Origin of the sequence: Prescottella equi (assembly GCF_020171745.1) — a bacterium.
GTDB lineage: Bacteria > Actinomycetota > Actinomycetes > Mycobacteriales > Mycobacteriaceae > Prescottella > Prescottella equi_A.
This window is the reverse complement of the sequence record NZ_JAIVAH010000022.1, coordinates 229,306-242,589: the sequence shown is the minus strand read 5'-3', so window position 1 is coordinate 242,589 and position 13,284 is coordinate 229,306. Positions and strand designations below refer to the sequence as shown.

At 70.1% G+C, this 13,284-nt stretch carries 9 protein-coding genes; 7 read left to right on the top strand and 2 right to left on the bottom strand.

The annotated features are described in order from the left end of the window. Positions 1–37: 37 nt before the first annotated feature. The 6 genes from LCL87_RS19170 (at position 38) to LCL87_RS19145 (ending at position 10,236) form a co-directional block, all read left to right on the top strand. Positions 38–1,486, top strand: coding sequence for a TIGR02677 family protein (locus tag LCL87_RS19170; protein ID WP_237692475.1), 1,449 nt, complete (start codon positions 38–40; stop codon positions 1,484–1,486). Next, complete coding sequence (locus LCL87_RS19165; protein WP_225022582.1) at positions 1,483–2,880, top strand: TIGR02678 family protein; 1,398 nt, start codon at positions 1,483–1,485, stop codon at positions 2,878–2,880. Before LCL87_RS19170 ends, LCL87_RS19165 begins: the two co-directional genes overlap by 4 nt. 21 nt (positions 2,881–2,901) lie before the next feature. Beyond that, positions 2,902–7,074, top strand: a complete 4,173-nt coding sequence (locus LCL87_RS19160) for a TIGR02680 family protein (protein ID WP_225022580.1) — start codon at positions 2,902–2,904, stop codon at positions 7,072–7,074. A gap of 11 nt (positions 7,075–7,085) precedes the next feature. After that, the gene (locus LCL87_RS19155; RefSeq protein WP_225022578.1) at positions 7,086–7,520 is read left to right on the top strand and encodes a hypothetical protein; all 435 of its coding nucleotides are present in this window, start codon (positions 7,086–7,088) and stop codon (positions 7,518–7,520) included. 437 nt (positions 7,521–7,957) lie between these two features. Next, complete coding sequence (locus LCL87_RS19150; RefSeq protein WP_225022576.1) at positions 7,958–8,794, top strand: glycoside hydrolase family 19 protein; 837 nt, start codon at positions 7,958–7,960, stop codon at positions 8,792–8,794. Positions 8,795–8,979: 185 nt separating this feature from the next. Continuing rightward, positions 8,980–10,236, top strand: coding sequence for an Nramp family divalent metal transporter (locus tag LCL87_RS19145; protein ID WP_225022574.1), 1,257 nt, complete (start codon positions 8,980–8,982; stop codon positions 10,234–10,236). Positions 10,237–10,252: 16 nt separating this feature from the next. Here LCL87_RS19145 and LCL87_RS19140 read toward each other — a convergent pair whose 3' ends face one another. After that, positions 10,253–11,218 (bottom strand): antibiotic biosynthesis monooxygenase, encoded by a 966-nt coding sequence (locus LCL87_RS19140; RefSeq protein WP_225022572.1) that lies wholly within the window; start codon positions 11,216–11,218, stop codon positions 10,253–10,255. Between the two features lies 1 nt (position 11,219). Beyond that, positions 11,220–11,786 (bottom strand): nucleoside deaminase, encoded by a 567-nt coding sequence (locus LCL87_RS19135; protein WP_510850806.1) that lies wholly within the window; start codon positions 11,784–11,786, stop codon positions 11,220–11,222. A gap of 220 nt (positions 11,787–12,006) precedes the next feature. Between LCL87_RS19135 and LCL87_RS19130 the strand changes: the two genes are divergently transcribed. Continuing rightward, entirely contained in the window at positions 12,007–13,284 is a 1,278-nt protein-coding gene (locus LCL87_RS19130; protein ID WP_225022563.1) for a GNAT family N-acetyltransferase, read from the top strand.

The window sequence follows — 13,284 nt, the reverse complement described above, 5'->3', positions numbered from 1 at the left end:
CGTCGCGGACGTCGACTTCGCGGTGCGCGAGGACCGGTTGCGGCTGTTCTCCTTCACCACGGCGGAGAAGCGCACCGACTATCTGTGGGTGATGCGCGCCTTCGACCATGCGCGCGCCAACTACGTTGTGCTGCTGCATGCCGGCGAGGTCGCCGACATCCTCACCCGCATCACCGGCGACGATCCCTCGGGCGCGCTCACCTCCGGTGACATCACTCCCTTGCTCGAGCAGCTGCACACGTGGGGCGTGCTCGAACGCAGCTACGACGGCAGCCGCGCCGCGACGCTCGCCGAGTACCGGAACCGGCACTTCGTGTACCAGTTCAGCCAGGCCGGCTACCTGGCCTTCCGAGCCGTCGAGGAGCTGCTGGGCGCACGCCTCGAGGACGCGACCCTCTCGCGCCTCGCGCTGCCCGATCTGCTCGCCGACCTCGAGGAACTCGCCCAGGCCAACCGGCACGGCGACGGCGACCTCATCTACCGCAAGCTCGCCCGCCTGGACTCGACGCTCACCGACATGGCCGCGAGGGCCGCCCAGTTCTACCTGATGCTCGGCGATCTGGTGCGCACCACGGAGATCACGCCGGAGGCCTTCCTCTCCCACAAGGACGCGCTGCTCAGCCACATGCGCGAGTTCAGCTCCGACCTCGCGCGGTACGCCCCGAAGCTGGGCGCGGCCATCGCGAACGTGGAGGCGACCGGGATCGAATCGCTGATCGCCCGGGCCGCCGCCAGCGACGACCGGGTCTTCCTGTCCCGTGAGGAGCGCGAATCCGATTGGCGGGCGCGCTGGTCCGGACTGGCGCAGTGGTTCGTCGCGGCCGCGGGGCCGAGCGAATCCGACCGGCTGCGGGAGGGCACGATGAGCGCGATCGCGGCGGTGCTGTCGCTGCTGCGCCGGGTCACCGAGACCCGCCGCGGCGGCGTGAGCCGGGAGAGCCAGTTGCGGCACCTCGCCGGCTGGTTCGCCGCGACACCCGACGAGGATTCGGCGCACGCCCTGTTCCAACTCGTCTTCGATCTGGGCCGGCCGCGGCACCTGTCGATGGTGCATCCGGACGCGGACATCATTCCCGAGTCCCGGTCGTGGTGGGACGCGACTCCGGTGGAGATCTCCCGCACGCTCGCCGAGACCGGCCGCGCCGCGCAGCCCGGGATGCCGTCGCGCATGCAGCGCAACGAGGGCAGCATCCGCCGACTTCGTGAGGAACAGTTGGCCTCGCAGCGCGCCCGCGCGATCGCGGCGTCGTCGCTGGCCGCGTCCGGCGCCTACGACCGCGTACTCGACGAGCAGGAGACCGACGTCCTGCTCAGCCTGCTCAACGCGGCACTCACCGCACGGGTTCCGGTCACCGGATCCGTTCCCAGCTCCACCGGATCGGAGAACGGCGTCAAGCTGACGCTCAGCCCGTACGGCGAATCGACCGTCGTGCAGACCGCGCGCGGCAAGCTTCACCTGGACGGATTGCGGGTGAGCGTCCGATGAGGAACCGTTCAGTCTCCCCGCTCGACCTCGATTCGTACCAGCGGGCGGCCCGCGTCATTCTCTCGAACCACCTTGTGACGCAGACCTATCCCGATCGGCTAGCGCTGCCGCTGCTGCGGCGGTGGGCCACCGAGCTCCGCGACGACCTGCTCGAGCTGTTCGGGTACCGGCTGGAGGTCACCGAGACCACCGCGCGGCTGTTCACGGTCGCGGACCGGCTCGAGCCGGGTGCCCCGGCGCGCACGAGCAACGACCGCGCGTTCGACCGGCACCGTTACGCGTACCTGGCGCTGGCGCTCGCCGCCCTGGGCCGCGCCGGCAACCAGATCACGCTGTCGGAGCTGGCGGATCACGTCGCGACCGAGGCCGCGCAGGTCCCCGGCGTGGCGCTGTCCACCGACCGGGCCGCGGACCGAGACGCGTTCGTCGACGCCGTCGGCTGGCTCGCCGCGCGAGGCGCGATCGTCCTCGCCGACGGCGACGCGGGCGGGTGGGCGTCGAATCCCGATGCGGGCGAGGCCCTCTACGACATCGACCGGTCCGTCGTCGTGGCGCTGTTCCGTCCACCGCGGGCCCTGCAGCACGTGACGTCGGCGCGTTCCCTGCTGGCCGGCGAGGCAGTGCCCGTCGACGACATCACCGCCCACCGCCCCACCGATGCCCGGGAGACCGCCCGTCGGATGCGGCGCGCGCTGGTCGAACGCCCCGTCGTGTACGCGGACAGTCTCACCGACGACGAGCGGCTGCAGTTGGCGCTGCCCCGCACGGCGGCCGACGTCGAGGACCTCACCGGGCTGGTCGCCGAACGCCGCGCCGAGGGCATCGCGATGATCGATCCGTCGGGCCGGATGTCCGACGTGCGGTTCCCGAGCACCGGCACCATCGCGCAGGTGGCCCTGCTCCTCGCCGGCGAGATGGCCGACCGCGTCCTCGATCTCGACGCCCCACCGCTCCCCCGGCACCCGTTGCCGACGACCGACCAGGCCGAGCTGATCGAGCGACTGGACTCCGCGATCCCGCGCGCCGGGATCTTCGAGCAGCTGGCCGACGCGTTCGAGCCGGCCCTGCCGACGGACCCGGCGGAGCACGCCGACGACACCGTCGAACCCGCTCGGTACGCGCTCCTCGACGACGAGTGGGTCACCGCCGCCGTCGACGAACTCGTCCTCCGGTTCGGACGGACCTTCGCCGCGCAGTGGCAGGCCGACCGCAACGGCCTGCGCCGCAACGCGATTGCGCTCCTCGACCGGCTGCAGCTGATCCGCAGCGTCGACGGTGGCGTCCTGGTGCTGCCGCCGATCGCCCGGTTCCGCGGCGTCGTCGTCAACATCCGCGACCGCACGGCCCAGTCCGAGTTGTTCCACGAACCGGTTCCCGCCGACCAGCACTCCTAGAGAAGTAGAGGCACCTTTCGCATGGCATCTGCGCGTTTCAAGCCGACCCGCGCCGGGATCATCAATCTCTGGGATTACCGCGACCAGGAGTTCTCGTTCGCGGACGGCCGGCTCGTGCTCCGCGGTCCGAACGGATCCGGGAAGACGAAGGCGCTCGAGGTGCTGTTCCCGTTCGTGTTCGACGGACGCATCGAGCCCCGGCGGCTCAATCCGTTCGCCGGCGAGGAACGGACGATGAAGTCGAACCTGCTCTACCGGGGCCAGGATTCGGCGCACTCGTACGTGTGGATGGAGTTCGCCCGCGGACCGCAGGACGATCCCGAGGCCGTCACCGTCGGTATCGGTATGCGCGCGAGCCGGCAGAACGACAAGGTCACCCGCTGGTACTTCGTCGCCGACGGCCGCGTCGGCGTGGACTTCTCGCTGCTCGGCGACGACGACCGGCCGCTGACGAAGAAGCAACTCGCGGAACAGCTCGGCAGTGACGCCATCACCGACCGTCCGGTCGACTACCGCGGCGCCATCGACGCGCGCCTGTTCGGGCTGGGCGCCGAGCGGTACGACCAGCTGATCAACCTGATCCTGACGCTGCGCCGACCACAGCTGGCGAAGAACCTCGACCCCAAGGGGCTGTCGCAGGCCCTCACCGACGGCCTGCGCCCGCTCGACGAGCAGCTCGTACTCGAGGCCGCGCGCTCCTTCAGCGACATGGAGGAGGTCGGCCGGGCGCTCGAGGGTCTGGCCGCCGCGGACCAGGCCGCGCAGAGCTTCGTGACCGTGTACTCGAAGTACCTGGCGCAGCAGGCCCGCACCGATGTCGAGCAGGTGGCCCGGCGCCTCGAATCCGTCGAGCGCGCGCAGTCGGTGCTCGATGCCGCGGTCGCGCTGCAGTCGTCGCGGCAGGAGGAGCGACTGCTCGCCGAGGACCGTTTCACCGCCGCCGAACGCGCCCTCGAGCAGGCCCGAGCCGATCTCGACACCCTGCAGCGTTCGGGTGCCTACGAGGGCAAGCAGCAGCTCGACGACCTCGCCGCCGCCGTCGCGCAGCTCAAGCTGTCGACCGAGCAGCAGGCCGACAAGGCCCGCAAGGCGCAAGCCACACTCGAGCAGCGCACCGGCGAGGCAACCCGCGCAACCGAATCGGTGCGGACCGCCACCGCGGCCCTCGTGCGGGCGGAGACCGAGCTGGCCGAGGCCGCGGAGCAGGCCGGCATCGCGTGGACACCGCTGCCGGACGGCTCGCGGCCGGACCAGATCATCGCCGCCGTCCGCGGACACGCCGAGGAACGCGACGGCGACGTCCGGGCCGTGCGGGCCGCGCTGGGCACCGTCGAGAAGGCGAGCACCGAACGCGAGCGGGCCGACCGGGCCGCCGACAAGGGCCGAGAGCTGCTCGACGCAGCCCAGGCCGCGGTGGCCGAGGCCGAGGCGTCCGTGGAACTGGCGCGCGCCGACTGCGCGGCGTCACTGCGTGCCTGGTGGACCGACCATTCCGCGGACTACGCCGCGATCGGGGTCACGGCAGACCTCTTCTCCGCGCTCGACAAGGCGCTGGCCCAGGCCGGCGACGACGACTCGCCCAGCCTGAGCACGGTGCTGCACGAGCAAGTGGAATCCGCGCTCGACGAGCAGCGGGCCCGCCGCCGCGAGGCCGCCGCCGAACAGTCGGCCGCAACCGCGCGGATCGCGGAACTGCAGGCGGACCGCAAGCACGTTGTGGCCGAGAAGGACGATGCCCCTGCGGGATTCGCGTCCCGCACCGGCGACCGCAGCGGGCTCGACGGTGCCCCGCTGTGGCGTCTGGTGCGCTTCGCCGACGACGTCGACCCCGCCGTCGCCGCGGGTGTCGAGTCGGCGCTCGCCGCCGCCAATCTGCTCGACGGCTGGGTCTTCGCCGGCGACGATGCTCCGTCCGACCTCGAGTCCGAGCAGTTCCTCGAGCCGCTGCCCGAGGAGCGCCGCCCGCACGGTCCGACCCTGGCCGACGTCCTCACCGTGGAAGCGGATGCCGGCGTGCCCGAGGAGCGGGTCCGCGCGATCCTCGAGTCGGTGTCGCTGGACCGCGACGGCACCGCGCACGACGCGACCGTCGGCATCGGAGTGGACGGCCGGTTCTGGCAGGGCATCGCGCGCGGTCGCCACGTCAAGGCCGAGGCCGAGTACATCGGCACCACGGCCCGCGAGCGGCGGCGTGCCCAGCGCATCGCCGAACTCGACGCCGAGATCGCCGCAGCCGAGGAGGCCCGGGCCACGGCCCGCGCCGGTGAAGCGGACACGAAGGCGCTGCTCGACAGTCTCGCGGGCGCCGCGAAGGCGCTGCCGCGCACCTCCGCCGTCCACGGCGCGATCAAGAAGCTGACCGAGGCGGCCGGCGCGCTACGGACCCGGTCGGAGTCGACCGCGTCGTCCGGGCAGGAACTCGACCAGGCCATCGCCGACCACACGGCCAAGGAGAAGCAGCTTCGTTCGGTCGCGGTCACGCACCGCGCGTCGCACCATGCCCGCGAGATCGACGCGCTCGCCGCCTCGATCCGGCATTTCGAGAGTCAGGGCGAGCAGCTTCTGCGCTGCCGCCGCGAACACGAGAAGGAACTCGAGCTTCATCGCGAGGCCGAGGACCGGCTCGACGAGGCCCGCGGTAACACCGAGGAGTTCGTCGAGGAGGCCGCGGTCGCGGAGGAGAACTACGCCCAGCAAGTCTCCCGGCTCGAGACGCTGCGTGAGGCCCTGGGCGCGAGCGCCGAGCAGATCGACGCCGATCTCGAGGAGGCCCGCGCGCGGATCGAGGTGTGCAAGACCGAGCAGCGCGGCGCGCGCAAGGCCTACGACGCCGCTGTCGAACAGATCGGCAAGGCCGAGGGCGCCCACAACGCCGCGGTCGAGGGCCTGCGCAGCGCGCTCACCGAGACCCGCACCGACGCCGACCGGCTCGCGCCGTACGCACGGCGCGATCTGCTCGACCTGCTCGGCGTCGACAGCGAGCACGCGTGGCCGCAGAGTTCTGCGGCGTGGCTCACCCCGGACCAGCTGGTCTACCGGATCGTCACCGAGGGCGACCCGGACGCCCCGATCCTGCCGCCCGAGGTGTCGGCGCTCTATCGGGCGATGGACACCGCGACCGCGTCGGTCCGGACCAGCGAGAACGCGAAGAAGTCGACCCGGTCGGCGCTCACCGCGGCACTGCAGGACTTCGACGCCCAGCTCGCCGCGGCCGGCCAGGACTACCGCCTGCAGTGGGACGCGCCGGACGGGCTGACCGTCGTCCGCGTCCAGGACGATCAGGGTTACTCGTCGATCGGCGAGTTCTCGACCCGGATCGCGGCGGCACGTCAGGACCAGGAGGTCCTGCTCACCGATTCCGAGCGACGCATCCTCGAGGACGCCCTGCTGACCGGGCTCGCCCAGCAGATCCACGAACGCACCGCCGACGCCCGCGACTTGATCGCACAGATGGGTGCCGAGATGCGCGAGCGCCGCATGTCCTCGGGCAGCACGATCGGCGTGCACTGGGTGCTCGCCGACAACCTGGACGACAGCTCTCGGGCCGTCTCCAAACTGTTGGACCGCGCGACCTCGGCGCTGAGCGCTGACGAGATGGCCACGATCCGGGCACACTTCGCCGCGCAGGTCCGGATCGCCCGGGCCGCGCACCCGGAGCGTTCGTACCCCGAGATCCTGGCCGCGGCACTCGACTACCGGCGGTGGCGGGTGTTCTCGTTCACGCTGATCGGAGGGGACGGCAGCGAGGACCGGCTCACCGTGGCACGGCACAGTGCCCTCTCCGGTGGCGAGCAGTCCGTGTCCCTGCACCTTCCCCTGTTCGCTGCCGCACACGTGATGCTCTCGTCGGCCGATCCGCACTCCCCGCGCCTGCTCGGTCTGGACGAGGCGTTCGCCGGTGTCGACGACAACGGGCGCAGCGAACTGCTGGGCCTGAGCGTCCAGTTCGACCTCGACCTGTTCATGACGGGCTACGACCTCTGGATCACCTACGCGGGAGTCCCGGGCTGTGCTCACTACGACCTCGCGCACTCGACCGCCGAACAGAGCGTGAGCGCGGCGCTGCTCGTGTGGTCCGGTGGCGACCTGCTGGCCGAGCACGACGGCAGCGACCTCGCGCGCGCCCTCGGCTCGCCACTGCGTCGGCGTGTCCCGGCGACGGCCACCGGCGGACTCGAGTTCGCGGACGCCTAGGACACCGCCGCGTGACGCTCTGGTTCTCGAGTACGTCGTCGGGGAGCCGGGCTGCCCGCCCGTATCGAAGGGGGACGCTCGATCGGCCGTGGGATTGGGACCCGTTCGATCCCGATCCTGCCGCGAAGCGGTACAACTACCTGCGCTGGGGCGAGTGGGCCTCGGTGATCGACTTGGCAGCCTCCGACGTCGAGCTCGAGCTCGACCCTCACAGCGGTCAGCCGTCCCGCAATCGCAACCTCCCGGACGCGCCGGTTCTCGAGTCCGTCGCCCGATTCGAGATCGCTGAGTCACGCGTTCCCGAGGCGGCTGCCTTCGTCTGCACCGACGTCGGCCGATCACTCGTCTGCACCGACGAGTTCGGGCACACGTGCGAGTCGGCGGAACTGAGAGGTATGGGGTTCTCGCCGCTCTCCGAGTACACCAAGGCCGATTTCTGGGATTGAGTCCACGGTCGCGGACACGTATCGGTGTGGGTCGGTGAGGTCACGAACGAATGTCACGAACGGATGCACGTCGCGCACCTAGAGACGATCGGGAGATTGATCCGCCTCGATGTCGGAGCCGATCCGGCTGCTGAAAGGTCACGACAGGCTGTTTCACGACCCCGTCCGAACACCCAGGAAAGACCCAATTACCAGGGCTGAGGTAACAAACCCTGTAACGACGCGCCGTCGAATATGTGATCTGAGTCACTTTAAATGCCCAGAGTGGCACTCGTCTCGATGACTTGAAGATCTTCGGTAACGGCCTGTTATCTGGTTGTGACATTGCCGTGACCACCCGGTGATCAAACGGTCTCGATCACGACGACCGCTTCCGATGATACCGGTGTTCACGCCCGACATGGCTGCCCCCGCAGCCCAAAGCCGGAGCATGAGCCTTGCACAACACCCCTGACTGCACGACCGATCGCAAGAGCGGCACCCAGCGCGGACTCCTGTCGCGAGCCCGTGTCGCCGTCCTCGCCACCGCCACCGTCGCCGGGCTGTGTGCCGGCAACCTTGCGACCGGCCCGGTCGCCAACGCGAGCGTCGCACCGGCGTTACCCGCCGCTCCCGCGCAGTTCCTCGACACCGCCGGACTGCTGAAGGCACTCGACCTTCCCCTGTCCTCCACGGCACCGGCGCCCGTCCCGCAGGCGCGGGTCATGCCGGAACCGACCCTGCCCGCACCCCCGCCCCCGCCGGCTCCCGCGTCGGTCACGCTCGACGAGCTCGTGAACATCGTCCCGCAGGTGGCTCCCGACCGCCTGGCGCAGTACGTCGCGCCGCTGAACGAGGCGCTGGCGAAGGCCGCCATCGACACCCCGCTGCGGAAGGCCGCGTTCATCGCGCAGCTGGTGGTCGAGTCCGACTCGTTCCGCACGTTCGAGGAGTACGCGTCCGGTCGCGCCTACGAGGGGCGCTCGGATCTGGGCAACTTCGCACCCGGCGACGGCGAGCGCTTCAAGGGCCGCGGCGCCATCCAGGTGACCGGACGCCACAACTACGAGAGCGTCAGCCAGTACCTCGGCATCGACTTCATCGCGAACCCCGAGCTGATGGCGACGCCGGAGAACGCCTTCGAGACCGCCGCGTGGTACTGGCAGTCCCGCAACCTCAATGCCGTGTCGGACTCCGGCAGCATCGAGTCGGTGTCCCGCATCGTCAACGGCGGCACGCACGGCCTGGTCCAGCGGATCGACAGCTTCCAGCGCGCACTCGCCGTCTTCCACTGACGCCCGACTTCTGACGCACGACCCGATCGCCCCCTGCCGGACAGCACGTCCGGCAGGGGGCGATTCACGTGGTCAGGGCACAGGCTTGAAAGTTCGGCGACCCGAACTCTATAGTCCGTACTAGCGAATCACCGCTCGGGCGGTACTCGCTGCCCGTCCCCGGAGAGTTCAGCGAGCGGAGTCCAGTGAGCACCGAGATCGACGCCCCCTCGGCGCCACGACGTCGAGGCGCCGGCCTGCGCTCCGCTGCCCTGATGGGTCCCGCGTTCGTCGCCGCCATCGCGTACGTCGACCCCGGCAACGTGGCGGCCAATCTCACCGCGGGCGCCAAGTACGGCTATCTGCTCATCTGGGTGCTCGTGCTCGCGAACGCGATGGCGGTGCTGATCCAGTACCTGTCCGCGAAGCTGGGCCTGGTCACCGGACGGTCCCTGCCGGAGATGCTGGGCCGACGCCTGCGCACGGGCAACCGCCGTGCGTTCTGGTTGCAGGCGGAGGCGATGGCCGCCGCGACCGACCTCGCGGAGGTCATCGGCGGCGCCATCGCCCTGCACCTGCTGTTCGGTCTGCCACTGTTCGTCGGCGGGCTCATCACCGGCGTCGTCTCGATGATCATCCTGTCGATCCAGTCGCGACGCGGACAGCGGACCTTCGAGTTCGTGGTGATGGGACTGCTGGCGATCATCACGATCGGATTCCTCACCGGACTGCTCTTCACCGACGTCTCGGCGGGCGACGCCGTCGCCGGACTGGTTCCCCGATTCGAGGGCAGCGAGACCGTGCTGCTCGCGGCCAGCATGCTGGGCGCCACGGTCATGCCGCACGCGATCTACCTGCACTCCGCGCTCGCCCGCGATCGGCACGGCGCGGCGGGGCACGGCCCACGCCTCCATCGACTGCTGCGCGTCACGCGTTGGGACGTCTCCTCGGCGTTGATCGTCGCGGGCGGCGTGAACATCGGCATGCTGCTGCTCGCCGCGTCGGCGCTGCGCGGCGTACCGGACACCGACAGCATCGAGGGCGCGCACGCAGCCATCCAGGCGTCGCTCGGCCCGGGCGTCGCGGTGGTGTTCGCCGTGGGCCTGCTCGCGTCCGGTCTGGCGTCGACATCGGTGGGGTGTGCCGCCGGATCCGAGATCATGCACGGACTGCTGAACATGCGGATTCCGGTGCTCACCCGGCGGATCGTCACGCTCATTCCCGCGCTGATCGTGCTCGGGATCGGCGTCGATCCGACGTACGCACTCGTGATCAGTCAGGTCGTGCTGAGCCTGTGCATCCCGTTCGCCCTCGTGCCGCTCGTGCGGATGACGTCGGACCCGGACCTGATGGGTCCCGAACGCAACGCCACGGCCACCACCGCGGCCGCCTGGCTGTGCGTCGGCCTCATCATCGCGCTCAACATCGCACTGCTGTGGCTCACGGTCACCGGATCGGGTTAGCCGGCGAACCGGGCCGTCAGGGCAACGACCACACCACCGTCGTGGCGAGCCAGAACACGATCGCGGCGACCGCCAGGAAGCCGACCGAGACCATCAGCCCGATCGTGTCGATGCGCCGATCCCCCGCATCGCCGGGCTCGAGCCAGAACCGCAGGGCGCGGGTCACCACCGGCATCACCACCCAGGTCAGCAGGCACACCGACGCGATGTTGCCGATCAGCAGGCTCGCCCACAGCGGCGCGCCCGGCCACAACTCGTCGATGGTGATCGTGAGCACCACGACCAGCGGGTACAGCCCCACCAGTACCGACAGCGCGGTCTTCCACGACGGCACCGGCGCGTCCCCGGCCCCGGTCGCGGGGAACCAGGATCCGTACGGGCTCGGGATGGGCCGCACGGTGAAGTCCTTGAACGCCGATCCCTCGGCGAGCAGCGACGCGCGTTCGGGTGAATCCAGCCACCGGTCGAGATGCTCCTGCGAGTCGAACGTGAACAGGATCGTCCAGTCGTCCTGCACCCCCGGAATCGGCGGGTGCCACTCGGATCCCCGGAAGCCGGGGAACTTCCTCTCCGCGTCGGTGATTCGGTGCTGCCATGCCAGGAACTCGGACTCCCGGCCGGGCACCGGCGGGTGCGACACCACGACGGTCACCGCATCCGAACCGTTCTCGAGCAACACGTTCTGGGTGGGCGGCGCGACGAACAGCGCGCCGGCGCCGTCGACCAGATCCCGCCGCCGGTCGCTGTCGAGCCAGTCCCGCAGGTGGTCCAGCGAGTCGAAGCGGTACACCACCGACCACTCGGACCCACCATTCACCGGAGGCGTGCCCTCCGTGCCGAGAAAGCCGGTGAACGATGCTGCCGCAGAGTCGACTTCGTTCTGCCAGCGTCGGAAGTCGGCGTCCATCCCGGGGCGCAACCGATGCGTGACGACGACCGTCGCGGGCCGCGGAGTCCGTGCGCGCGGATCCGGCGCCGCCATGTCAGTACGGGTGCTTGTCGGGCTTCTCGGCCCACGTCTCGTAGGCCGCGGCGCCGAGGTCGGCCCGAAGTTGCTCGATCTTGATGGAGCGGTCCGCGAGCGGCCGGGTGAAGTCCTCGTACTGGAATGCGTCGTCGAAACCGATGCGGCTGGTGGCCGGCAGATCGCTCGCGAAATAGACCGCGTCGAGCCGGGACCAGTAGATCGCACTCATGCACATCGGGCACGGCGCGCCGCAGGTGAAGATCTCCATCCCCATCAGCATGCGCGCCCGCTCCGGCACCCGATCCGGCGATCCCTCCGGCCGCGGCACCAGTTTCAGCGTGGACTCGTCGACGTACGCACGCGAGATGCTGGGCGCCTCGGCGTTGAGCACCTGGATCGCCTTGCGGATGGCCTCGACCTCGCCGTGCGCGGTGACGTCACCGGTCAGCAGCACCCGGTTCTGTCCCCGCGCGACAATCTCCCCGTCGCGGGCGATCACCGCCCCGAACGGACCACCCCAGTTGTTCTCGACCGACTCGATCGCGAGCCGGCACGCCTCGTTCATGAGTTCGTCCGGTGTCATGGCCGATCGCCTCCACGCGTCGCAGTAGACCCACCCACAATCTAACGACCGGGTGAGGCGCACCACAGCGGATTGCCCGCGAACAGGTCGTTGACCAGCCGATTTGCCCAGATCCCGTGGCCGTCGAGGTCGGCGATACGGGCTGACAGCGCCGAAGCCGCGGTGTCTACTTGAGAGACCCGACGATGTGAAAGACCCGATCGGATCGAGGTGAACACAGATGCCGGTGTGGCGATTGCGCGACTTCCAGAACGACGATCTGGACCAGGCCATCCAGATCTGGGATCAGAGCCGGGTGCCTGGCTCCCCGGAACCGGTGTTCACGCTCGCGGAGGTGATGGCCGCTGCGCGGGCCGGGCAGCCCGCGGTGGTGGCGACCGTCGGTGACGAACTGGTGGGCATGGCCGTCGCGCAGGTCCACGGTGAACGCGCGTGGATACTGCTCGTCGCGCTCGGAGCACGCTGGCGCAACCGCGGTATCGGGAGCGCACTGCTCGCCAACCTCGAGCGGCGGCTGCGGAGCGCCGGCGCGCACCGCATCTCGGCAGTGCTCCCGGATGCCGCCACCGGATCGGCGGCGTTCGAGCACTCCGGCTACCACCGCCGCGACGGCCTCGTCTACTACGAAATGCTCGAACCGCTGGGCCCGGACAAGACACTGCTCAGCGAACTCGGTGGCCGGGTCATGCCGGACGGCCTCTGGCACACCATGTCCGGCATGGAGGGCGTCAAGGAGGTCATCGAGCGCCGCATCGTCTCGCCGCTCGAGAACCCCGATCTCGCCGACCGCTACGGCGTGCAGCCGCCCAAGGCGGTGATCCTGTTCGGCCCACCCGGAACCGGCAAGACCAGCTTCGCCAAGGCCATCGCCTCCCGACTCGACTGGCCGTTCGTCGAACTGTTCCCGTCCCGACTCGCCGCCTCCTCCGAGGGCGGTCTCGCCGCGTCGCTACGCGAGGTTTTCGCGGATCTGGCCGACCTCGACGAGGTGGTGCTGTTCATCGACGAGGTCGAGGAGATCGCCAGCGCCCGAACAGGAGTCGCCACCAACCCGGCGCACGGGGTCACGAACGAACTCCTCAAGCTCATTCCCGCGTTCCGCGAGGGCGAGCGCCGACTGATGGTGTGCGCCACCAACTCGGTGCATTCCCTGGACTCGGCGTTCCTGCGGCCGGGGCGCTTCGACTACGTGATCCCGGTCGGCCCGCCCGACGAGCCTGCCCGGAAGGCCGTCTGGCAACGGTATCTCGGCGCCTCGGCAGCCCATGTCGACCTCGATCGACTGGTCGAGGCGAGCGAGTTGTTCACCCCCGCCGACATCGAGTTCGCCTCTCGGAAGGGCTCGCAGGCCGCGTTCGAACGCGAGGTCGCCGACCGGTCGGGCCGTCCGGCGACCACCGAGGACTACCTCGCGGCGATCGCCGACACCCGCCCGACACTCACAACCGAACTGCTCACGGAGTTCGAGTCGGACAGCGGAAAGTTCACCCGGCTGTAG

Bases quoted from the DNA above. Each gene is read 5' to 3' on its own strand.
- LCL87_RS19165 (WP_225022582.1), top strand. From the start codon at position 1,483: ATGAGGAACCGTTCAGTCTCCCCGCTCGACCTCGATTCGTACCAGCGG.
- LCL87_RS19160 (WP_225022580.1), top strand. From the start codon at position 2,902: ATGGCATCTGCGCGTTTCAAGCCGACCCGCGCCGGGATCATCAATCTC.
- LCL87_RS19140 (WP_225022572.1), bottom strand. From the start codon at position 11,218: ATGGCGGCGCCGGATCCGCGCGCACGGACTCCGCGGCCCGCGACGGTC.
- LCL87_RS19135 (WP_510850806.1), bottom strand. From the start codon at position 11,786: ATGACACCGGACGAACTCATGAACGAGGCGTGCCGGCTCGCGATCGAG.
- LCL87_RS19130 (WP_225022563.1), top strand. From the start codon at position 12,007: ATGCCGGTGTGGCGATTGCGCGACTTCCAGAACGACGATCTGGACCAG.